The organism is Mesobacillus sp. AQ2, from assembly GCF_030122805.1.
GTDB classification, from domain to species: domain Bacteria; phylum Bacillota; class Bacilli; order Bacillales; family Cytobacillaceae; genus Mesobacillus; species Mesobacillus oceanisediminis_A.
The window spans coordinates 1,916,209-1,939,005 of record NZ_CP126080.1 but is presented as its reverse complement, the minus strand read 5'-3'; the positions used below and the strand labels follow the sequence as shown (position 1 = coordinate 1,939,005).

Annotated in this window: 20 protein-coding genes; 1 reads left to right on the top strand and 19 read right to left on the bottom strand. The window is 43.9% G+C overall.

Annotated features, from left to right (window positions below):
- Positions 1-3 precede the first annotated feature (3 nt).
- From QNH36_RS09540 to QNH36_RS09530, 3 genes are all read right to left on the bottom strand, one after another.
- Positions 4-540: a 4Fe-4S dicluster domain-containing protein gene (locus tag QNH36_RS09540; RefSeq protein ID WP_283905082.1), complete on the bottom strand. Its 537-nt coding sequence runs from the start codon at positions 538-540 to the stop codon at positions 4-6.
- Positions 540-2,735, bottom strand: a complete 2,196-nt coding sequence (locus tag QNH36_RS09535) for a molybdopterin-containing oxidoreductase family protein (RefSeq protein WP_251541927.1) — start codon at positions 2,733-2,735, stop codon at positions 540-542. The genes QNH36_RS09540 and QNH36_RS09535 overlap by 1 nt, the downstream gene beginning before the upstream one ends.
- Before the next feature lie 152 nt (positions 2,736-2,887).
- Positions 2,888-3,505 (bottom strand): TorD/DmsD family molecular chaperone, encoded by a 618-nt coding sequence (locus QNH36_RS09530; RefSeq protein ID WP_251541934.1) that lies wholly within the window; start codon positions 3,503-3,505, stop codon positions 2,888-2,890.
- A 309-nt stretch (positions 3,506-3,814) separates the two neighbouring features.
- On the opposite strand from QNH36_RS09530, the gene QNH36_RS09525 reads away from it, so the two are divergent.
- Positions 3,815-4,726 carry a 4Fe-4S dicluster domain-containing protein gene (locus tag QNH36_RS09525; RefSeq protein ID WP_349654845.1) on the top strand — a complete coding sequence of 304 codons (912 nt, stop codon included), beginning with the start codon at positions 3,815-3,817 and terminating at the stop codon, positions 4,724-4,726.
- 109 nt (positions 4,727-4,835) lie between these two features.
- Here the strand turns inward: QNH36_RS09525 and QNH36_RS09520 are convergent, their stop codons facing one another.
- From QNH36_RS09520 to ymfI, 16 genes are all read right to left on the bottom strand, one after another.
- The gene (locus QNH36_RS09520; protein WP_144474948.1) at positions 4,836-5,378 is read right to left on the bottom strand and encodes an outer spore coat protein CotE; all 543 of its coding nucleotides are present in this window, start codon (positions 5,376-5,378) and stop codon (positions 4,836-4,838) included.
- Positions 5,379-5,913: 535 nt separating this feature from the next.
- Entirely contained in the window at positions 5,914-6,351 is a 438-nt protein-coding gene (locus QNH36_RS09515) for a YlbF/YmcA family competence regulator (protein ID WP_144474947.1), read from the bottom strand.
- A gap of 1 nt (position 6,352) precedes the next feature.
- Positions 6,353-7,897 (bottom strand): tRNA (N6-isopentenyl adenosine(37)-C2)-methylthiotransferase MiaB, encoded by a 1,545-nt coding sequence (gene miaB / locus QNH36_RS09510; RefSeq protein ID WP_144474946.1) that lies wholly within the window; start codon positions 7,895-7,897, stop codon positions 6,353-6,355.
- A gap of 355 nt (positions 7,898-8,252) precedes the next feature.
- On the bottom strand, positions 8,253-9,119 hold the full coding sequence (locus tag QNH36_RS09505) for a 2-oxoacid:ferredoxin oxidoreductase subunit beta (protein WP_144474945.1): 867 nt from the start codon (positions 9,117-9,119) through the stop codon (positions 8,253-8,255).
- Between the two features lies 1 nt (position 9,120).
- Positions 9,121-10,854 carry a 2-oxoacid:acceptor oxidoreductase subunit alpha gene (locus QNH36_RS09500; RefSeq protein WP_144474944.1) on the bottom strand — a complete coding sequence of 578 codons (1,734 nt, stop codon included), beginning with the start codon at positions 10,852-10,854 and terminating at the stop codon, positions 9,121-9,123.
- 282 nt (positions 10,855-11,136) lie between these two features.
- Entirely contained in the window at positions 11,137-12,072 is a 936-nt protein-coding gene (locus QNH36_RS09495) for a dipeptidase (RefSeq protein ID WP_144474943.1), read from the bottom strand.
- 104 nt (positions 12,073-12,176) lie between these two features.
- A complete protein-coding gene (gene spoVS, locus QNH36_RS09490; RefSeq protein WP_010193268.1) occupies positions 12,177-12,437 on the bottom strand; it encodes a stage V sporulation protein SpoVS in 261 nt (86 codons plus the stop codon).
- A gap of 1,178 nt (positions 12,438-13,615) precedes the next feature.
- Positions 13,616-14,413 (bottom strand): TIGR00282 family metallophosphoesterase, encoded by a 798-nt coding sequence (locus tag QNH36_RS09485; protein ID WP_144474942.1) that lies wholly within the window; start codon positions 14,411-14,413, stop codon positions 13,616-13,618.
- A gap of 112 nt (positions 14,414-14,525) precedes the next feature.
- The gene (rny, locus tag QNH36_RS09480; protein WP_144475011.1) at positions 14,526-16,088 is read right to left on the bottom strand and encodes a ribonuclease Y; all 1,563 of its coding nucleotides are present in this window, start codon (positions 16,086-16,088) and stop codon (positions 14,526-14,528) included.
- A 295-nt stretch (positions 16,089-16,383) separates the two neighbouring features.
- Positions 16,384-17,424 (bottom strand): recombinase RecA, encoded by a 1,041-nt coding sequence (gene recA / locus QNH36_RS09475; RefSeq protein ID WP_144474941.1) that lies wholly within the window; start codon positions 17,422-17,424, stop codon positions 16,384-16,386.
- A 283-nt stretch (positions 17,425-17,707) separates the two neighbouring features.
- Positions 17,708-18,955, bottom strand: a complete 1,248-nt coding sequence (locus QNH36_RS09470; RefSeq protein WP_283905081.1) for a competence/damage-inducible protein A — start codon at positions 18,953-18,955, stop codon at positions 17,708-17,710.
- 23 nt (positions 18,956-18,978) lie between these two features.
- Positions 18,979-19,557 carry a CDP-diacylglycerol--glycerol-3-phosphate 3-phosphatidyltransferase gene (pgsA, locus tag QNH36_RS09465; RefSeq protein WP_144474939.1) on the bottom strand — a complete coding sequence of 193 codons (579 nt, stop codon included), beginning with the start codon at positions 19,555-19,557 and terminating at the stop codon, positions 18,979-18,981.
- Between the two features lie 223 nt (positions 19,558-19,780).
- A complete protein-coding gene (locus QNH36_RS09460) occupies positions 19,781-20,662 on the bottom strand; it encodes a helix-turn-helix domain-containing protein (protein WP_144474938.1) in 882 nt (293 codons plus the stop codon).
- 20 nt (positions 20,663-20,682) lie between these two features.
- Positions 20,683-21,474 (bottom strand): DUF3388 domain-containing protein, encoded by a 792-nt coding sequence (locus QNH36_RS09455; RefSeq protein WP_144475010.1) that lies wholly within the window; start codon positions 21,472-21,474, stop codon positions 20,683-20,685.
- Between the two features lie 194 nt (positions 21,475-21,668).
- Positions 21,669-21,926: a DUF3243 domain-containing protein gene (locus QNH36_RS09450; RefSeq protein ID WP_251541946.1), complete on the bottom strand. Its 258-nt coding sequence runs from the start codon at positions 21,924-21,926 to the stop codon at positions 21,669-21,671.
- A gap of 101 nt (positions 21,927-22,027) precedes the next feature.
- Positions 22,028-22,750, bottom strand: a complete 723-nt coding sequence (gene ymfI / locus QNH36_RS09445) for an elongation factor P 5-aminopentanone reductase (protein WP_251541948.1) — start codon at positions 22,748-22,750, stop codon at positions 22,028-22,030.
- Positions 22,751-22,797: the final 47 nt, after the last annotated feature.

Below are 22,797 nucleotides of genomic sequence, written 5' to 3'. Positions count from 1 at the left end.
TAATCACCTCACGTAATAAATTTTTGCCTTCCCTAAATCCGGTCTCAAAGGCTGGGCATTCAATTTTACAATCGCCTTTGATACTTCACTGTTCGGATCATCAAGGTCACCGAAAATCCGGGCATTGCTAATGCATGTTGTGACACAGGCCGGCTGTTTTCCTTCCGCCACAAGTTCGGAACAGAAACGGCATTTTTCCACTACTCCCGTCTCGTGATTCTGTGTTCTTGCTCCGTAATGGCAAGCAACCATACAATATTTGCAGCCTATACATTTTTCTGAGTCTACAAGTACGATGCCTTCTTCTGTTGTGTAGGTAGCCTTGGTCGGGCAGACACTTACACATGGTGCATCCTCGCAATGCTGACATTGCACAGGGATGATTTCGTTCTTTACGTTCGGGAAAACGCCCGTTTCTTTTTCGTAAAATTTAATAAAGGACTCTGCGACCGCAAGTTCATTCTGCATCTGGCAGCTCACCCGGCATGCGTAACAGCCGACGCATTTTCTTGTGTCTATCACCATTCCATAGCGTGCCATCAGCCATTCACCTTCCTAACCTTCACGATTACTTCGTGGATATTTCCTGCTCCGCTCCATTTTTCAAAATCAAAGGGTACATGTTCCATGTAGCCAAAGCCCACACCGTATCCGGTCTTTAAATCCTTGGAAGTTATCCCATAGTGGCTTGGAACAAAGATTGCTTCCGGATGGATCCTCTCCGTTACTTTAACACGGATTTTGCTGGTGGCTTCGCTGGATTTCACTTCAACCATATCCCCATCCTTTATTCCCAGCGCTTTGGCACGAACAGGGTTGATCCAGATTCTTTCTAAATCATAATCTTTAGTAATCTGCATCAAGATTGGGATATTCGCAGTTTGGGTATGGCTATGGATTGCCTGTTTTCCTGTGATTAACCGGAAAGAATCATCTGCAGGACTAACTTTTGGCTCGATCCATTCGACAATTGGGTTAAAACCGGCTTCTTTATACGTTTCACTGTAGAATTCAATTTTTCCAGATGGTGTCTTTACTTTCGGCATTTCACCCATCGTAATTTCCTCAGCAGGGAACATGATGGTGCCTTTTTCCCTCAGCTGCTTATAAGATATACCTGTTGGTGCAAGCATTGCTTCGTTCAATTCATCCAGCGTGAAATTGAAATATTGGCCGACACCGCAGGCTTTTGCCAGCTCTGTATAAATCTCATGGATCGGCTTTGTCTTAGGATGGACTTTATCAACCATCTGCTGTCTTAAGGCGATTCCCGGTACTTTACCGGATAACTCTTCAATGACCTCATCACGCTCGATATAGGTGACTTCCGGAAGAACATAATGGGCTAATTGAGCCGTTTCAGACATTTGGACATCAATGGCTACAACCAAATCCATTTTTGAAAATGCTTCTTTCATCACTTTTGGATTCCCATAGCCAAGGGCAGCATTTGAATGGTAGTAAATAGCAGCCTTCATTTTGCCTTCCAGTGCTTCTTTCGCAACGATTGTTGCGACACCGCTACCCTGGTAAGCAAGAGGGAATTCCTTTTTGCCTGCCTTTGGTGACTCTGGTTCTTTCGGGTTTGGATATTTCACCTCATCTAATTTGCCCAGGTGGGGTTTAGCTCCAAAGATACTTCCGCCTTTTTGCTGGTAATTACCCAGTAAAGCATTGAACATGGCGACGGCGCGGCCGGTTTCTGTGCTATTTTCATAGTTGCAGCCAAATGCGCCTCTCCAAGATTGTTCAATCAGGGCTTTTGGTTTTGCTTTCCCCATATCGATTGCAATACGGGTGATATCCGCAGCAGGAATACCAGTGATACCCTCTGCCCATTGCGGAGTGTAGTTTACCAATTCTTTGGCATATGCTTCAAAACCAACTGTATACTTTTTAATAAAATCCAAATCATGAAGGTTTTCCTTGATAAGAACATGTGACATTGCCAGCACGAGGGCAAGGTCAGTACCTGGACGAATGGCCAGCCACTCAGTAGCGAGATTGCCCGTGTTATTCAATCGCGGATCCACGATGACAATCTTTGCTCCATTGTCCCGTGCAGCTGCCAAAGACTGGACCGAACTCGGACGGATTCCATCGCCGTAGCTTCTGCCAATGAACATAATATATTTTGCATTGCTGATGTCCGCACTGGTAGCAGTCACTCCGACTGTATGAAGAAAACCCGCATCTCTTGAATTTGAACAAACGACATGATGTGTATAATAATTGGCCGAGCCCAGCGCATTAATAAATCGTGGAGAATAGAACTTTCCTGTAGCTCTTGGGTCTTCTGTGAGCGCCACCGCCTCGGGACCATGCTCTTTGATGATCTTATTTAATTTTTCAGCAATTTCTTTATAAGCCTGCTCCCAGGTAATGGGCTCGAAGTTATTCTTTCCATCCCGTTTCAGCGGCTGGGTCAGCCTGTCTTGAGAATAAACAACCGTCGCATACCCATGTCCTCTGGCGCAAAGCTTTCCTTTGGAATATGGATGGTCTGGATGCCCGGTAAGCTTCCATAAACGCCCATTCTTGATGTGGCCAACCATTCCGCATTTGCTGGAGCATGCATTGCATGTACTGGGAATTTCTTTAATTTCCGCGTTAGCACTAGCTTTTACATATTCTTTAGACCATTCATTAAAGCCAACAGTCCCCGCAGATGCCAGGGCAGCTGTCGCGGCAGAAGCTTTTATGAATCGCCGCCTTGATAGTTTTGTTTCTAGCATTATACTAGCCCTCCTTTTTCTCTTGACCCTTTTCCGCCTTCAGTCAGGCAGGCTGCTTCACAAACCTTGAACAGATCAAACCCAGCCTTCCCTCTTTGCAATCGTCTCATTGCTCGCACCGAAAGCATCACCACCTTATGTTGCAGACCTTTTTAATTATCCATTTTCTGCTGCGCTTCAATAACTTTTATTAAAAAACGAGTAATCCCTTCATAGAAAGAATGGATCGATTTTTCTTTAAGTTTTATTTCAAATTCACTCAGCCAGTCCAGGTGATCCTCAATGAACTCTCTGCTGAATTTTTCAGGAGCATGTTCGATGAAGTATGCTGCCAGCTCAAGCAGAATGGATATATGATCGGGAATGCCTTTGTACTGCATTGGAATTTCCATTTTCAGTTCATTTAAGAGGAAGGTAATGTGCAGGGCCGGATCACCTTGCAGGTAGCCTTTTTCCCGAGCAAATGGAAGAGTACAAGTTTCATCCTGGGTCCACGGTTTATATAGCGACTCTATCGGAAGGACGGCTTTCTCTTCTGCTGACCCGATCGCCTTTTTATGTATTTTGCATAATTGTTCAAAGTCATCAGGCAAGATCCCGTCTAATGAAGATTCAAAACCATATAAATCCCTGGCCAGTAACTCTAGCCTTTTCAGTAAATGGTTTTGCTCCATCTCTTTCCAGGTCTCCAAAACAGGCGGCTTATATAAGTCTGCAATAATGTTAAAAACCACCGCAGTTCCGGCTCTCTTTTCGATTGACTCAATCATCTGGTTACACCACCTTTCGATTACATCTTCACTATATTTCAAGCAAGTTTGTGAAACAACAAACATTCTGTGGAGAATAGCCTTTTAGTATGTGAAGGATTTCACCTAATAAGACTGGAAGATTTTCATTGACCTTCCCGCCATACACTGTGCTAAGTCCGCTCTAACCTGCTTTTTTTCTATATTTGTGCTAGAGGTTTTGTGAACATTCCTTAACATCTATATGAATTTCTGGCGAACACGACTTTTTTAAAAGACTTTAATCGTAGAATGGTAGTGTAGTAAAAATGAATGTTGAGGTGACCTTCAATGTCGCTGATTGGCAATTGGATTGAAAGCTTGAGTTATGAATTGGAGATTTCCTCCTCCTGTACAAGAAAAATCAGTCACATGAGTTCCTGTACAGCCTGCATAGACGAATGCCCCACAGAAGCCATACGTGTGGAAAATGGCGAAATAAATATTAGCAAACAATCATGCACGACTTGTGGTGTCTGTATCACGATTTGCCCGGTACAGGCGATTAAAGGACAGTCACCACCAAGGAGAATCATCCAAAATCATATTTTATTGGAGAATGGTTCTGCTTTACCTACTGTCACTGAACTTCTTTATTATCATAAGAAAGGAATACGACGCGTCCATGATCCATTGATGTGCGAGGAGCTAAAGGAGAAAGTCAAGCGGACAAATGAACTGCTCGCGAAAATGGAATTTGAGCCACTATCCCTCGTAAATAAAGTTGAATTAGATATAGGAGATCAGCTCCTGATATCAAGACGTGCCTTTTTTGCCAAGCTTACTTCAGACAGCAAAAAGACCGTTCTTTCTTCTATGACTCCAATCAAATGGCGGTTCAATGAAAGCAGCTTCAAAACCTCGAACCTTTTTAAAGGTTGGTCATTTTATGAGGTAAAGTTGAATCAAGAGGATTGTACATTATGCGAGGCATGTTTTGCGATTTGTCCCTCTGATGTATTCCGCCTTGTTGATGATTCATTGAAACTTACGGATCATAACTGCAGCGGCTGCCGTCTTTGCAGTGACATATGCAGAGAAAAATCAGTGCAAATCTTCCCTAAAGTCCATAAAAGTGATGAAGAGAGATTCCCGGTCATCAAAACTAACTGCCAAAAATGCCATACTCCCTTCCATTCCTGGAGAGCAGCAGAATTATGTCCAATTTGCAGCTCTGTTGAAAAACCGAATTTCTTCTTATAAATACATGAACGAAAACAGGCAGCAGCGACCCCGGGTTACCTTACAGGGTAGCTGCTGCCTGTTTATTGCGTAAAAAAAAACTAGGAAGTAGAAGCTTCCTAGTTCGATGTTATTCTTCCTCACCAAGCAGGAAGTCTGGGTTCAAGTCTTCAAATTCATCGTCATCGACTCCGTGACCCCACTCGTCCTCGTCACAGTCACATCCGCCTGGGTGAGTGACGACACAAACCTTGGTTTCACCGATGACTTCGACCAGGAATTCCCTTTCGACGTGAACGATGATTTTGTTGCCATTTGGCGAAATGACCGCTTCGATGCAGTTAGGCTGCTGAAGGACTTCAACGAGCACATCATGGTCATCCATGCAATCTGGATCACGGTACTTAAGCTTGATGACATCGCAGTAAGTTACTTTCTCCGTGACTACTTCTGTTTTTGTATTATCATCAAAGGAGTACCAGATGTTGGCTTCGTAGGACCCGTTTACCTCAACCACTTTCCCTACTTTCTTTGCCTTGTACTTATGGTTTATGACCCAAGCGCCAAGAATGCTGCTTGGATGATGCGCTGGGTTGATCGTATGATTGGACTGTGTGAATTTACGTCCTTTCGCTACGACGGCTTTCGTGATAATCTCTCTGTAATCTCCCATGCGAGCGAAACCTCCTCAATCTTTTTCAATTCATCCTATGCGTGATATTAGACTAGTGTGCGATTAATTTTAGAACCGCTGTTAAAAATTTAGGCATAGTTCATTGTATGCCCACAGGCGATGAATGTTCCCGATTGATGAAAGATGATGGGTAATTCATTTGAGCATTCACTGGAGTCCATTTATAGTGAGAAACCTGAAAAAGAAAGCAAAATAATGTTTTGCACTTGTAGACGGAAAGCTCTTTTTCGCATGGCTCTGTTAAAGTTCAATATTGGTTTTACACCTGTTGATTGTATGTAGTGGAAGGCGCGTAGACTCCTCCGAATTTTTCCTCATGCGTTGGCGAGTTCGAGGAAGGTTCTCAATATTCTGCGGGCGAAGCTGATAAAGTGAGGCCCCGCTGGAGCAAAGCAACGTGAAGGCTCAGCGGAAAGCGAAGCACCCGGAACGCATATTAACTGTCCTGTTTAACAGAGCCTTTTCCATAAAAAAGACACCTGCTATAAACAGGTGCCTTGTTTTAACTAGTGATTTAATGTTCGTGGGTGTGGCAGCTTGCTCCGTTCTGGAGTGAAGCGCCGGTTTCGCCGCGGAGGATATCTCCTCCGGTTGATACAACGATTTCATCTGTAACAGTATTAGAAATAGTCGTTGCGACCATCTGCAGCAAGTCATTTACATCGATCTGGGATTGCTTGAATTCCTGTACTACCGGAATTGCGTCAAGCTGCGCTTCTAAGGAAGCGATTTTTTCCTCGGTCTTTTTCAAAGCTTCTGTTTTTCCGTAATGCTGGAAGTTTACAGCTTGTTTTTGAAGACCTTTTATAGAAGAAATAAGCGTTCTTACTTTTTCATTCTCATGAATTTGTGCTTCAGCACGCTTAAAAAAGTCCACTTCTTCTGTTTCAGCAATCATTCGTGCGATTTCTCTTGAACGTTCGATAATGTCATCTTTATTGTATTTTGCCAACTTACTTCACCTCAACTGGTTCGTTTTCTTCTACCATTTCCCCGTTTAAAGACCATGTTTTTGCATCTGTGATCTTTACTTTGACGATTTTGCCGATTGCCGACTTAGGAGCTACGAAATTGACGAGCTTCAACTTGCTTGTATATCCCGCAAGTACATCCGGATTGTTTTTGCTTTCGCCTTCGACCAGTACCTCAACAATCTGATCTTGATACTTCTTCATCGACTGGGCAGACTGTTCATTCACAAGTGCATTCAGACGCTGAAGACGCTCCTTTTTCACTTCCATAGGAACATTATCCTGCATTTTCGCTGCTGGAGTTCCCTCTCTTGGAGAGTAGATGAAGGTATACGCTGATTCATAGCCAACCTCACGGACGAGTGACAATGTCTCCTCGAATTGTTCATCCGTTTCATTCGGATATCCGACGATGATATCCGTTGTCAAAGTGGCATTCGGAATGGCTGCCTTAATCTTGCGTACAAGTTCAAGGTATTGTTCACGCGTATACTTCCTGGCCATGATTTTCAATACATCGGTAGAACCTGATTGCACAGGAAGATGGATATGGTCCATCAGGTTTCCGCCTTTTGCCAGGACTTCTATCAAGTGATCATCGAAGTCACGTGGATGGCTCGTAGTGAATCGAATCCTCGGGATATCGATTTTACGGATTTCATCCATCAGGTCTCCCAGTCCGTATTTAATATCTGAGAAGTCTTTTCCATATGCGTTTACATTCTGGCCCAGCAGGGTAATTTCCTGATAGCCCTGTGCCGCAAGCTGGCGTACTTCCTGGATGATATCTTCCGGACGGCGGCTTCGCTCTTTGCCCCGTGTATAAGGAACGATGCAGTATGTGCAGAATTTATCGCAGCCATACATAATGTTAACCCATGCCTTGATATTGCCGCGGCGTACCTTAGGAAGGTTTTCAATGACATCCCCTTCCTTGGACCAAACTTCCACGACCATCTCTTTGGACATGTATGCTTCCTGGAGAATATTCGGCAGGCGATGGATATTATGCGTACCAAAAATCATATCAACCTGGTTATAGGTTTTCAGGATTTTATTGACGACAGATTCTTCCTGTGACATACAGCCGCATACACCCAAAAGCAGATCCGGTTTTTCACGTTTCAGATGCTTTAAATGACCAAGTTCACCGAACACCTTGTTTTCAGCGTTTTCCCGGATTGCGCATGTATTCAGCAGGATGACATTTGCATCCTCGACACTGTCAGTAGGCTCATAGCCTAACCCAAGGAAAATACCAGCCATGACCTCAGTGTCATGTTCGTTCATCTGGCACCCATACGTACGGATATAGAATTTGCGGCCTTTTCCCATCCCGATGAATTCTTGTGGGATGTCGAAGTCCTTATGGTACTTTACCTCTTCTTTTCCGCGCTTTTTCGCATCCTTCAAAGAAGGAGCAGTATATACTGTTTCAAAGTACTTGCTATAATCCTTGCTGGATTTTTTGTCCGAAGAATTTTCAGTTTGTACTTGCTGTCCTTCCAGGCGTTGATTTTCGTTCATGACAGATCTCCTTTCAATAGAAAGCTTGCAGGCAGCATAGATTCCCGGTAATTTTTCCTGGGAAGCATACTGAACTGCATTCTACTTGCAAAAAGGGCGATATTTTACCCTGAAATTATTAAATATACACATTATAATAGTATAAACTCTTGAATCAATGAAAACAATAGTATGCATTGGAAATACAGCATTCACGGTAAAAAAAGCCGACTCAATCATATTACCTTATAACTGTCATTATAGTAGTGATACTTATCACTATAAATCATTTCGCAAGTTTTCAGTTTCATACTCTTACTGAAAAATAAAACCCCAATCCATGATGATTGGGGTTTTATTGCAATGTGCAGATTTATTACATGAATTCAGCAACAAGCTTATCAAAATGAGCCTGGTCAAGCTTAAGGTCTGCTTTTGAAAGCGGAGTTTCAGAATAACCGCTAACCAGATCCTGATAAGATTTTTGCTCTGTATTTTGATAGATTAGGCCAGTAACCAAACCTTTATGTTCCATCAAAGTCTGCATAGCCGCTTCACGATTTGACGGGTCATAACCTTCAATGTCGCTCAGCTTTGTCAAGTTTTCCTTGAACCAGTCATATGTGTTTACCTTGTTGTAAGTTACACAAGGGCTGAAGACATTGATCAGCGAGAAACCTTCATGCTTAATACCTGCTTCAATCAGGGCAGTTAAGTCTTTCAGGTCAGTTGAGAAACTTTGTGCCACAAAAGTAGCACCAGCTGTCAAAGCCAGTTCCATAGGGGAAATAGCTTGCTCGATGGAACCAGCAGGTGTTGATTTTGTCTTGAATCCAGCTGCCGAACGCGGAGAAGTTTGTCCCTTTGTCAGACCATAAATCTGGTTGTCCATGACAATGTAAGTGATATTGATGTTACGGCGGATCGCATGGACAGTATGTCCCATACCGATCGCGAAACCGTCCCCGTCACCACCGGAAGCGATAACCGTTAAATCACGGTTCGCCATCTTCACACCTTGTGCGATTGGAAGTGAGCGGCCATGGATTCCGTGGAAACCGTAAGAATTGATATATCCAGAGATACGGCCAGAACAGCCAATACCTGAAATGACGGCCAGATCTTCGGGTTCAAGACCAACGTTAGCAGCAGCACGCTGCATCGCTGCCTGTACAGAGAAGTCTCCGCAGCCTGGGCACCAGTTTGGTTTTACATTATTGCGAAATTCTTTAAAAGTCGCCATCCTAGAACAACTCCTTGCATTTTGTGTGGACTTCCTGCGGCAAGAATGGATTTCCGTCATACTTGAGGATCTTGTGGATCTTCTCGTGTCCTCCGACATTCATCTTCATGATGTTCGCAAGTTGTCCTGTCGCATTGTTTTCAATAACTGCCACTTTCTTAGCAGAATTTACAAGCTGCATCATTTCATCGGCAGGGAATGGGTGGATCAAACGTACATGAGCATGGTTTACTTTCAAACCATCCTTCTCCAGTCTTCCCATTGCCTCTTCGATTGCACCTCTAGTAGAGTTGAAACCTACGATTAAGAGATCAGCTTCCTCATGCGGAGCATTTTTATGGATTGGCGTATCGAACTTCAGATTGCTGATTTTGCGGAAACGCTTATCCATTTGGGCAATGCGGTTCGCAGCAGATTCTGAAGGCTTTCCTGTTTCGTCATGCTCAACACCAGTAACGTGGTGGATTCCGTTTTTCATGCCTGGAATGACACGAGGTGAAATACCATCTTCAGTTACTTCATAACGCTTGAAGTACCCTTTATTCTCAATTTCAGGAAGTTCTTCTGTCGCCAGCTTGCCTCGGCGGATTTCCACTTTATCAAAATTAAGCGGCTCGACTGTTTGCTTTCCAAGTGAAAGCTGAAGGTCAGTCAGGACGATAACAGGGCATTGATACTCTTCAGCAAGGTTGAATGCTTCAGCTGCATCATAGAATGCTTCCTGGACCGTACTTGGAGCCATGACAATCTTAGGGATTTCGCCGTGCGTTCCATAGATCATTGCCATAAGGTCTGATTGTTCCTGTTTAGTAGGAAGACCTGTTGATGGACCGCCACGCTGTGTATCAACGATAACGATCGGAGTTTCAGTGATTCCGGCAAGGCCGATTGCTTCCATTTTCAAAGAAAGGCCAGGACCCGCAGATGCTGTAATCGCACGAACTCCGCCATAGTTGGCACCGATTGCCATTGTAGCAGCAGCAATTTCATCTTCTGTCTGGATGACAGTTCCGCCAAGAGCCGGCAGCTTCTTGATCAGATATTCCATGATTTCTGATGCAGGCGTGATTGGATAAGCAGCCATAAAGCGGCAGCCTCCTGCTACTGCACCCATTGCGATTGCGTCATTGCCGATCATGAACAGACGTTTCTGTCCATCAGCCTTTTCAAGCTGCATCGTCTCGGCGCCCGACAATTGTTCCTTCGTATATTCGTAGCCAGCTTTAATGGCTTCCATGTTTTTATCGACAACCTGTTGTCCTTTGCGTCCGAAGATTTCCTGGACGACTTCCTCGAAAACCTGGATGTCCAAGTCAAGGATTGCACTTGTCGCACCAATCGCGACCATGTTCTTCATAAGAGATGTTCCAAGTTCAGTAGCTATTTCCGTAAATGGAACCGCATACAATGCAGCTTGAGTATCTTCTGGCTTTTTAGGATCAAACTTCGCATCAGCCAAAATGACGCCTTTCTCATGCAATTCCTTGTAGTTAACATCGATCGTTTCCTGATCGAACGCTACAAGAATATCTAAATCGTCAGAAATAGATCGAACCTCTGTAGTGCTTACCCGAATCTTGTTATTTGTGTGTCCGCCCTTGATACGTGATGAAAAGTGACGGTAGCCATACAAGTAGTAGCCTAGACGGTTCAAAGCAATAGAGAAAATTTCCCCGGTAGATTCAATTCCTTCTCCCTGCTGTCCGCCAACTTTCCATGAAAGTTGATTGATCATCTCTTACACCCCTTTAGATATGTAAAAACGCTTCGTTATTAAGTGTAGCACTTTTCCAAGTAATTCACTAGAATTTAGTGGGTATCTCTAAAACCCCTGTCAAATCTAGTAAATGGATGGTACTAAACGCTTTCAATTCTAGACCTATGTGAAAAAAAAAGCAACCCTTTCAGAATAATTCTTGACGAAAATATGAATATTTTTTTATTTGTTAAAATATTTTAAGTTTCCTGCATTCTGGCCCTCTTATTCAGGGACTGAAACCTGTTGTGTCTATTGATTTCAGCTGTTTTTCAACGGAAGTTTGGACGCCATATTGTCAAAAAGAAACTTTCGGACTTGTATATCAGTATAATATTTTTGCAATTCGTTCCAAAGGTTCTCATATTGATCATTTCCCGATAGATTCTTCACCGTAAATTCTATACCGTCAAAATCGGAACCGAAGCCTACATGATTTTCTCCTCCAAGAGTACAGACATGTTCCAGATGGCGGATTATATCATCAATCGATGCCGATTCCTTTTTACCCGATAAAAATTCCGGGACAAAGGTGAGGCCCATGACAGAATCCAAATCGATCAGCGCTTTGATTTGTTCGTCCCTCAAATTCCGCGGATGCTGGCATTTCGTATAACTGTTTGAATGGGACGCAAACACACGGTCTGATACTTCCAGCACATCCCAGAACCCCCTCTCGGATAGATGGGAGACATCACAGGCTGTTTCCGTTTCATTCAGGAGCTGGACAACCTGCCGGCCAAATCTCGTCAGCCCTGCCCCCCGTTCCTCTAACGCCCCGTCGGCGCAATAATTTCCAAAGTTCCACGTCAATCCTACGGAACGCACCCCAAGCCTTAACAGCGTTCGCAGCTTCAACAAATCCTGACCAATGGCATCACAACCTTCAAGAGTCAGGACAGCACCTATTTCTTGTTCAGTGAGGTCATTAATCTCTGCCCTGTTAGTCACAAGCTTCATTTGGGGATTCGGCGATAGAACCTTTTCATAGAACAAATCTACCATCCTAAGTGCTGCCTCGAATTTCAAATCAGGATGGACCGATTCGGGTACATAAATGGCGAACAACTGGACTTTCGTTCCTGAAGCATTCAGCTTTTCCAAATTGACCTGTAATTCCCCTGCTTTAACATAATCAAGTGTCGGATCCATTAATAGTTTATAGAGAACATCACAATGTCCATCATAGATTTTCAAAAGAATTCCCCCTTGTGCCCATTATACAAGAAAATAAAAGAAACCTGCTTGCACATGCAAACAGGCGAGTATATCAATAATTTCTTATGTGTTTGATATTTACTTTATCGGGGTTCAACAATCAACTTAATGGCTGTCCGCTCTTCGCCATCAATCAGGATATCAGTAAATGCCGGGATGCAAATTAAATCAACGCCGCTGGGTGCTACGAACCCTCTTGCGATCGCTACTGCCTTAACGGCCTGATTTAATGCACCCGCCCCAATTGCCTGAATTTCTGCGCCCCCTCTTTCGCGCAGTACTCCAGCAAGCGCACCAGCTACAGAATTAGGATTAGATTTTGCTGAAACTTTTAATATCTCCATTCCTGGCTCCTCCTTATTTTGTCCCGTACCAGATGTCCTGTTTGTGGACATCCAGGTTAGTCTGTTCCACTGCTACTATATTCAGGAGGAAGCCCACATATGACCTTCAGTTAAAAAAAGCATTGCAAGTGATGACTTTGATTCTGTTTTTTTGCATGGCAAGGCTTTTTTATAATGGTAATTCCCTTTAGAACCGGGATCACACCCCTGTTATGATGCTATTCGGGCGGAATGGTGACCTTATGCGGACTCTTTTCTCTTCATAAGGGTACCTCTCGGGGGCAATGGTGCCCTTATGTTGACTCTTTCTTCTTCATAAGGGTGTCTCTCTGGCGGAATGATGCCCTTATGTGGACTCTTCACTCTTCAAAAGGGTATCTCTAGGGTGGAATGGTGACCTTATGTGCACTCTTACCTCTTCATAAGGGTGTCTCTCTGACGGAATGGTGCCCTTATGCGTTTTCTTGCCTCTTCATAAGGGTGTCTCTTGGGCGGAATGGTGACCTTATATAGACTCTTCACTCTTCATAAGGGTGTCTCTCTGGCGGAATGGTAACCTTATGCGCAATCTTCACTCTTCATAAGGGTGTCTCTCGGCGGCAATGGTGACCTTATGCGTTCTCTTGCCTCTTCATAAGGGTGTCTCTCGGGCGGAATGATGCCCTTATGTGGACTCTTAGCTCTTCATAAGGGTGTCTCTCAGGCAGAATGATACCCTTATCCACACTCTTTTCTCGTCATAAGGGTATCTCTCGACAGGAATGATACCCTTATGTGGACTCTTAGCTCTTCATAAGGGTGTCTCTCGGGCGGAATGGTGACCTTATGCGCAATCTTCACTCTTCATAAGGGTGTCTCTCGGCGGCAATGGTGACCTTATGTGCACTCTTCACTCTTCATAAGGGTATCTCTCTGGCAGAATGATACCCTTATCCACACTCTTTTCTCGTCATAAGGGTATCTCTCGACAGGAATGATACCCTTATGCGCACTCTTTTCCCATCAAAAGGGTATTTCTCGACAGCAATGATACCCTTATCCACCCTCCTACCTCTTCACAAGGGTATCTTTCATCCAACTTAATCCTTCTCCAAATAACCAAATTCAGCTCATAAGTAAAGACTGCAGATAAACTCGAATGAGTTTTCCTGCAGTCTCACGATTGTCACTCTAATGTCTTATTCATAAAAAGGGTGGTCTTCATTGATAAGGATTTTCTGGATTTTCACTGCTTTGCCAGTTTTCTTATCCAAATCGATCAATACTGCTGATAGCTGGTTCCTTCCTTCCTTGGCTACTTCGAAACGTGTTGGCAGGCTTGTAATGAACCTTCTGAGAACTGCTTCTTTTTCTACTCCCAAAATGCCATCATATGGACCGGTCATGCCTACATCGGTCAGATATGCTGTACCAGAAGGCAAAATTCGCTCATCTGCAGTTTGGACATGAGTATGCGTACCGACCACGGCGGAAACTTTTCCATCAAGATACCATCCCATTGCCTGCTTTTCGCTAGTTGCTTCTGCATGGAAATCAACGAATATGAGGGATGTGCGCTTTCTAGCTTCTTCAATCAGTTCATCGGCTTTTTTAAATGGGCAATCAATTGGCGTCAAGAATGTTCGGCCTTGCAAATTGATTATTGCCAGTTCCTCCTGGTTGATTTTTAAATAAACAATCCCTTTGCCAGGAACTTCTTCTGGGAAATTAGCAGGCCGTACCAGATATTTAGCTCCATCGATGAACTCAAAAATATCACGGTTATCCCATGCGTGGTTTCCTAGAGTGACAGCCTGTGCGCCCTGCTCGAGAAACTGCCGGTAAATCTTTTCGGTAATCCCTTTACCGCTCGCTGCATTCTCACCATTTATGATCGTAACAGTCGGACGAAATTTCCCCTTCAGCTTTGGCAGGTATTCCGTAACCATATCCCTGCCTGGAGAACCTACAACATCCCCTACAAATAAAATTCTCATTAATCTTCATTCCTGCCTATAAGTTATTTATATAAAAATTGTATCATATCATCGTGATCAGAGGAAAACAGCAATGTGACCACAATATAAAAAGCGGCGCCGAAGCACCGCTTTATTTTGCGTATTCAACTGCACGTGTTTCACGGATGACTGTAACCTTGATATGTCCTGGATAATCGAGCTCTTCCTCGATTTTCTTACGGATATCACGAGCGAGGCGGTGTGCCTGCAAGTCATCGATTTGATCAGGTCGAACCATGATCCTGATTTCTCTTCCCGCTTGAATAGCGAAGGACTTCTCGACCCCTTCATAGGATTCCGAGATTTCTTCGAGTCTTTCAAGACGGCGGATATAGTTTTCAAGTGCTTCGCTGCGGGCACCTGGCCTTGCAGCTGATAATGCATCAGCAGCAGCAACTAGAACTGCGATGATCGATGTAGGCTCAGTATCACCATGGTGGGAAGCAATGCTGTTGATGACAACAGGATGTTCCTTGTACTTGGTAGCGAGCTCCACGCCAATTTCAACGTGGCTGCCTTCTACTTCATGGTCAATTGCCTTTCCGATGTCATGCAGGAGTCCTGCTCGGCGAGCCAATGTTTCATCTTCACCTAGCTCTGCAGCAAGCAATCCGGACAATTGGGCTACTTCCATTGAATGCTTAAGAACATTCTGTCCGTAGCTTGTACGATACTTCAAGCGGCCAAGAATCTTGATGAGGTCTGGATGCAGCCCATGTACTCCCACTTCGAAGGTCGTCTGTTCACCAACCTCGCGAATATGTTCATCCACTTCACGGCGTGCCTTCTCAACCATTTCTTCGATTCGGGCCGGATGAATACGTCCATCCTGGACAAGCTTTTCCAGAGCTAATCGGGCTGTTTCACGTCTGATTGGGTCAAATCCGGATAATATAACTGCTTCCGGAGTATCATCAATTATGAGGTCTATTCCCGTCAACGTTTCCAGGGTGCGGATATTCCGTCCCTCACGTCCGATAATGCGTCCCTTCATTTCATCATTCGGAAGATTCACGACCGACACAGTCGTTTCAGCGACATGGTCAGCTGCGCATCTTTGGATGGCAAGTGAAAGTACCTCTTTCGCTTTCTTATCGGATTCTTCTTTCGCCCTGTTTTCGTTTTCCTTAATCATTAGTGCAATGTCGTGAGCAAGTTCTTGCTCAGTACGCTCCAAAATGATGGATTTAGCCTCATCACGCGTTAAGCTCGAGATGCGTTCCAGTTCAGCCTGCTGATTTCGTACCATCTCGTCCACTTTGCTTTCCATCTCTTCAATATGCTGTTGTCTTTTGGTAAGAGCGTCATCTTTTTTCTCTAAAAGATTCTCGCGTTTGTTCAACGACTCATCTTTACGATCAAGATTCTCCTCTTTTTGCAATAAACGATTTTCTTGTTTTTGCAGTTCATTTCTTCGTTCACGAATCTCACGTTCTGCTTCAGTACGCAGTTTGTGATTTTCATCCTTAGCCTCCAGCAGGGCTTCCTTCTTCATTGCCTCTGCTCCACGCTTCGCATCTTCAATAATTTGTTCTGCGGCGTTTTTGGCACCTGCAATTTTTGCTTCCGCAACGGATTTACGATAAAAATAGCCAACAACTGCACCGACGAATAGGCCAAGCAAAATGGAGATGATTGAAATAATTAGATCCATCATTTTCACCTCCTCTTGCTATGAACTTGTGTTACGTTTTTTAAAGTGTCGGCATGTACATTGTTACAAGCATCAACATACAGCTCTAATGCTTTTAAACGTTTTTAATACCATGAAAATGTAAAATATACATTTTTAATTGTAAAGCTGCCAAATTTTATTGTCAAGGGTTTGTCCCATAAGGATGTCATCGATTTTAATTAATTATTCAATCAATTCTTATTTTTAGAGTGAATTCATACCAAAAAGGCCTCCTGTCATTCAGGAGACCTTGCTAATCCTTAGTGTAAATCTATTAATCCAGTTGAAGTTCTTCCTGGTCTTCGTCTGTTTCAGTCACAGTGAATTCGCCATCCAGACCGTAGTGGTCACGGATTTTCTTCTGAATTTCAAGACGGATGGATGGGTTTTCTTTAAGGAAAATCTTTGCGTTTTCCCTTCCCTGTCCAAGACGTTCACCATTATAGGAATACCATGAACCGCTTTTATCTACGATATCAAGGTCTGATCCCATATCGATGATTTCACCTTCTTTGGAGATTCCTTCACCGTACATGATATCCACTTCAGCTGTACGGAACGGAGGTGCAACCTTGTTCTTGACAACTTTAATCTTCGTTTTGTTACCGACCATGTCATTGCCCTGCTTCAACGTTTCAGCACGGCGCACTTCAAGACGGACACTTGAGTAGAACTTCAAAGCACGGCCGCCTGGTGTAGTCTCAGGGTTACCGAACATGACGCCAACCTTTTCACGAATCTGGTTGATGAAGATCGCGATAGTCTTTGATTTGTTGATTGCACCGGAAAGTTTGCGCAATGCCTGGGACATCAAACGAGCCTGAAGACCGACATGGGAATCACCCATCTCACCTTCGATTTCTGCCTTAGGGACTAGAGCTGCAACGGAGTCAATAACAATGATATCAATCGCGCCGCTTCGTACAAGTGCTTCAGCGATTTCAAGCGCCTGCTCTCCTGTGTCCGGCTGTGACAAAAGAAGCTCATCAATGTTTACACCGAGTTTTTGTGCATATACAGGATCCAGCGCGTGTTCAGCGTCAATGAACGCTGCCTGGCCGCCATTAGCCTGCACCTCAGCAATCGCATGGAGCGCAACAGTTGTCTTACCTGAACTTTCAGGTCCATAGATTTCGATAACACGTCCGCGAGGATAGCCGCCTATTCCCAGCGCTGTGTCCAGCGCAAGAGAACCACTTGGAGAAGTAGAAATCTTGGTATCTGTCTTCTCACCCAACTTCATTACAGAGCCTTTACCAAATTGCTTTTCGATTTGTTTTAATGCCATATCTAACGCCGCTTGACGATCACTCACACAATTTCCTCCTTTTATATAAAAAACGAACTGCATACTGCCTGTCCGCAAATCTCTTATTCAAAGCCTACTATTACTATACCTTTTTCCATGCGGTTTGTCCATTAAAAAATCGAACATTTATTCGTTTTTTTTTGAAGCTGGAATAATCATTAAAACTGAATTTTAAATAGCTTTTTTACTAATTTTGAGTAGGAACATCCCCTTTAAAACACGAATTCGGCAAGTAATCTGCCTATTCGGTACTCCAGGAACCTCGCTAATGAAAAAACACGGAAGCAAATCACTTCCGTGTTTCTGATAATCTATTAATTAGCAGCTGGCAGCCAAACTTCACTGACCTGCTCCTGATTGCAGCTCGTGACCCGCTCAGGTTCAATTTTTCTACATGCACTGGCTTCCCCTTTACATGTACACCAATGAAAACAGTTCCTGCCGGATGCCCTTCAAGAGAGTCAGGGCCTGCCACTCCCGTGAAGCCTAAGCCAATTTCCGAATTGGTGATCGATGCAATATTGACCGCAAGCTCTTCCGCACATTCTTTGCTGACAGCCCCGAAGTTCTCTATTGTAGCAGGGCTGACGTTCACCAGTCCGATTTTAGCCTCATTTGAATAGCATACAATCCCGCCCTTAAAAAGGCTGCTGGCTCCGGAAACAGAGGTCAATTCCTCCTGGAACATCCCGCCTGTAAGGCTTTCCGCTGCTGATATCGTCAAGTTCTTGCTTTTTACTAGTTTGGAAAGTTCCAATATTAGTGAGGTTTCGTCGTAACCATAGAAATACTCGCCGACTCTGTCCATGATTTCCGCTTCCACTTTATCAATTAATTCCTGGGCAGTGCCATTAGCATCATCTCTTGCTGTAAGCCTCAGGGTCACTTCCCCGTCACCTGCCAGCGGGGCAATGGTCGGATTGCTTTGCTGATCGATTAAATCCTCTATTTGTGCTTCCAATGCTGCCTCGCCTATTCCAAAAAAACGCAGGACTCTTGATTCAATCCTTGCCTGGCTGCCATTTATGCCAGTGATAGCTGCCTGGCCATATTTCAGGAACATGGGCTCCATTTCAGAAGGAGGACCCGGCAACAGCATATACTTGTGGTCAGATGTTGACAGGAACATACCCGGAGCCATGCCATTTTCGTTCTTAAGAATAACGGAACCGTCAATCACGAGAGCCTGCTTCCTGTTATTCTCGGTCATTACCCTCTTCGTTTTTTCAAAATAGAGTTCGATCGACCTCATGGCTTCCTCATCAAGCACCAATTTCTTTCCGAGCTGAGCGGCAATGGTATCTTTGGTGAGGTCATCTTTAGTTGGCCCAAGGCCGCCAGTGAAAATGATCAATTCTGCACGTTCCTGGGCAATCCTGATTGCACTTTTCAGCCTATCGGAATTATCCCCGACAACCGTGTGATAGAATACATTGATTCCCAGGTCTGCAAGCTGCCTTGACAGGAACCTGGCGTTTGTATTGACAATTTGCCCGAGAAGCAATTCAGATCCAACTGCTATGATTTCTGCATTCATATGACATCCTCCTGGCAAATCCTTTATTTAGAATTGCTGAATATTTGCTTGTTCTTGGCGAAGTAGTCCCAACCAGACCAGATTGTAAAGAACATCGCCACCCATAAGGCGATATCGGCAAACGGGATTGAGAAAGCTTCAAAGATGATATTATGCAGCAACAAAGCGGAAATCGCGACTGTTTGAGCCCACATTTTGATTTTCCCTGGCATCTTGGCAGCAACAACCTCGCCGCCTCCCGCAAGCAATAAACGAAGCCCTGTCACGGCAAACTCCCTGCTGATGATCACGATGACAATCCACGCTGGGGCATACCCAAGTTCAACAAGCACAATCAGTGCCGAGGAGACCAGAAGTTTATCCGCCAGCGGATCAAGGAATTTCCCCAGATTCGTAACGAGATTATGTTTCCGTGCAAGATACCCATCAACCCAGTCTGTAACAGAAGCGAAAATATAAATCAGCGCTCCTACTAAATGAGTGACCGGCATTGTCGTTCCAAGCAGGGCAATCTCGCCCCAGGAAAATGGAACAACCATCACGATCAAGAATAACGGAATCAATAAAATGCGTGAAACCGTAATTTTATTTGGCAAGTTCATATCCTATTCCTCCAGATGTTAATTACACAGCCATTTGGCTGACTTCTTCATTATATCCAATATGTAAAAAACGACATTAAATATGCCTGAAGCGGCAAGCACCTCAACAAGCTCCGAGAAGCGCTGGAGCTTAGCACTAATAGTATAGCCCGTATAAACAAACGTCCATACGGGCATTTTTGTTGCAGCAGCCTCTAATCGGACTGCATTTTATTACGTTACATTATTTCACAAATTTGATTGTGATCAGCTGGGTCATATCCTCTTCCGGCGAAACGGCGTACTCTAGCTTTTGGTCGTTTACGTAAATTTCCGTTTCGGTAGCCCGTCCGATATTGATGACTGCCTCTGTTTCACTGGTCATATCTTCTGTATGGCTTCCAGTTTTGTCTTTATCCAGCATACCCTGGAAGATCGATTTCCCAGCCCCATTAGAAAGGCCAACCCATGTTTGCCCAAGTGAAACAATCTTGATGGCAAATTTATCGGTATTCTTCAGTTCGTATACCGTCTTGCTGCCATTGCTAGAAGAGACTGTAAGCTCCTGTGCCGGGGTTTCAGGCTCTGCTTCTTCTTCAGCAGGTTTTTCCTCAGCAGGGGTATCAGATTCGCTTGGATCATCATCAGCGGCATCTTCCGCGCTCCCTGCAGGTTCTTCAACGATTGGCTGGTCCTTTTTGGTATTCGCAGTCTGTCCAGCGTCATCGCCAGCGTTTTTGACAATTAAATACCACACGAGAGCTATCGCGCCAATAATGAAGATGCCAATCAATATTTTTGGAAGTACATTCAGAACCTTAGAAGTTTCTGGTGAAAGACTCTTCCTCGATTGGACACGTGACAGCTGTTCTGGCAACTCTTCGTTATATGAAGATGGGATTTCGGATTTATGCTGTTCAAAAAGCTGGTCCGGATCAAGGCCCACTGCTTCGGCATATTGTTTGATGAATGCCCGAACATAGAACTTACCTGGCATCATAGAATAATTGCCTTCTTCAATGCCCAGGAGATAACGCTTTTGAATTTTCGTGATGGACTGCAGTTCGTCCAGGCTGAGACCTTTTGCTTCCCGTGCTTCCTTTAAAATAATTCCTAACTCAGACACGATAACACCTTCCAATACTGTTAAAAATCAAATCCTCCAAAATCGGAATCAGTAAACATGTGATTCTTCTGGACCATATCATATACGATTTCCTCATCGGGGTTATTTCTTAATTCGATAATATAATCAAAATCATCCAATGTATATTCTGTGTTCTGGACAAAAATATCAGGATGTTCCACAACCTTGACTGCAGGAAGGCGCATGATTTCCCTGACAAGCTGCCAGTGCTTTTCATTGGCTCTCCTTGTTGAAACAATACCATCGATGATGAATAGGTTATCAGCATTGTACTCATCCTCAATCAACTGATTGCGAATTGTCTGCTTCAATAATGTAGAGGAAACAAAAAGCCATCTTTTATTGGCACAAACACTTGATGCCACAACAGATTCTGTCTTTCCGACACGAGGCATTCCACGTATGCCAATCAGTTTATGCCCCTCCATCTTAAACAATTCTGCCATAAAGTCGACCAGCAGTCCAAGTTCATCCCTTACAAACCGGAATGTTTTTTTATCGTCCGCATCACGTTGTATGTACCTGCCATGTCTTACCGCCATCCGGTCACGCAGTTTAGGCTCCCTGATTTTAATTACCCTTATTGTATCCATAGTATTTAAAATTGACTCAAGTCTCTCAATTTGATCATCATCTTTCGCAAGGATCAATAGGCCACGTCTTCCTTCATCCACACCATTGATCGTTACAATATTGATGGACAGCATTCCAAGCAAAGAGGAAATATCACCTAGCAGTCCTGGACGGTTAATCATTATTTCATATTCCAAGTACCATTCTTTCTTCTCCATCATTCTCCTCCTCTGCTTTCAGCCAATAATTGCAACACATTTTGACATCGATTATCTAGCTACTATAATATATGATTTTCTAAGAAGATGAAAGGAAAAACAAGCCAGAAATGAAAACTGGCCTAATGCATCTGATATGGACTGTTATAAATAAAAAAAGAGAGGAATGTAAGTCCCCTCTTCATCAAACTCACCTATTTACTTCCGTTGTTTTGAACAAGCTTTACCATCATGGTAGCGATCGCATGCTGCTCGTCCGGGCTTGCTACTGACCAAAGGTCTGAAAGAACTCTTTCCTGTTCGTTCTTAGGGTCGACGTTCTTGGCAAGATAGTCGCCGATCTGGTATGCAAGATCACCCATTACTTCTTTATTCATCCCTTGATCCTGCGCCTGATGAAGACGGTCTCCCAGGAAGTCTTTCCACTGATTCCAATTTTCCAATACAGACATATTGACAACCTCCTTGTCTAAAATAGTACAAGGTTATTTTGCATTGGTTCGCGGAGAATTATTCATCAAGAAACGGGATTAGAAAATTTGTCACAAATTGTTCAGGTCAGCCAGCCGCCGTTGATTGCCACAACCTGTCCGGTAATATAGGAGGATTTCTCAGATAAAAGGAATTCCACGCCATTTGCTACTTCTTCAGGGGTCCCAAGACGGCCGGATGGGACCTCAGCAGCAATCGCTTCAAGTTCCTCGAGGGTAAATCCGTCTACCATTGGAGTCTGGATCGCTCCAGGCGCAACTGCGTTCACCCTAATTTTAGAAGGTGCCAGTTCTTTGCTTAGCGCTTTCGCAAATGCCAACTGCGCTCCCTTTACTGTTGAATACGCCACCTCATATGACGCTCCTGTCTGGCCCCATATAGATGAGACAATCACAATATTCCCATTTTGTTTTTGCCGCAATTTTGGAAGCAGCTTTTTTGTCAGAAGAAGCGGCGTTGTAACATGGATTTGAATCAAGGCTTCTGTTTCTTCTTCTTCCAAATCCTCGAGAAGGCCATATAAAGCATTGCCAGCATTATGTACGATTGCATCAATCGAAAAAATCTGGTTGGCTAATTCAAGATAACCTGTCTTCGAGGCTAAATTGGCCTTGATCGGTATATATTCTCCGCCAAATGAGCCAATCTCGCTTAAAAGCTCTCCAATTCCCTTTTCGTTCTGATTGTAATGTAAGTAAAGCGAATAACCTTCTGATGCCAGCTTGATTGAGATTGCTTTACCGATTGCTCCGCTTGCACCTGTCACCAATGCGAATCTTTTCATGTCTTTTCCCTCTCACCATTTCTAATTAAATATGCGCCGGGAAAGGC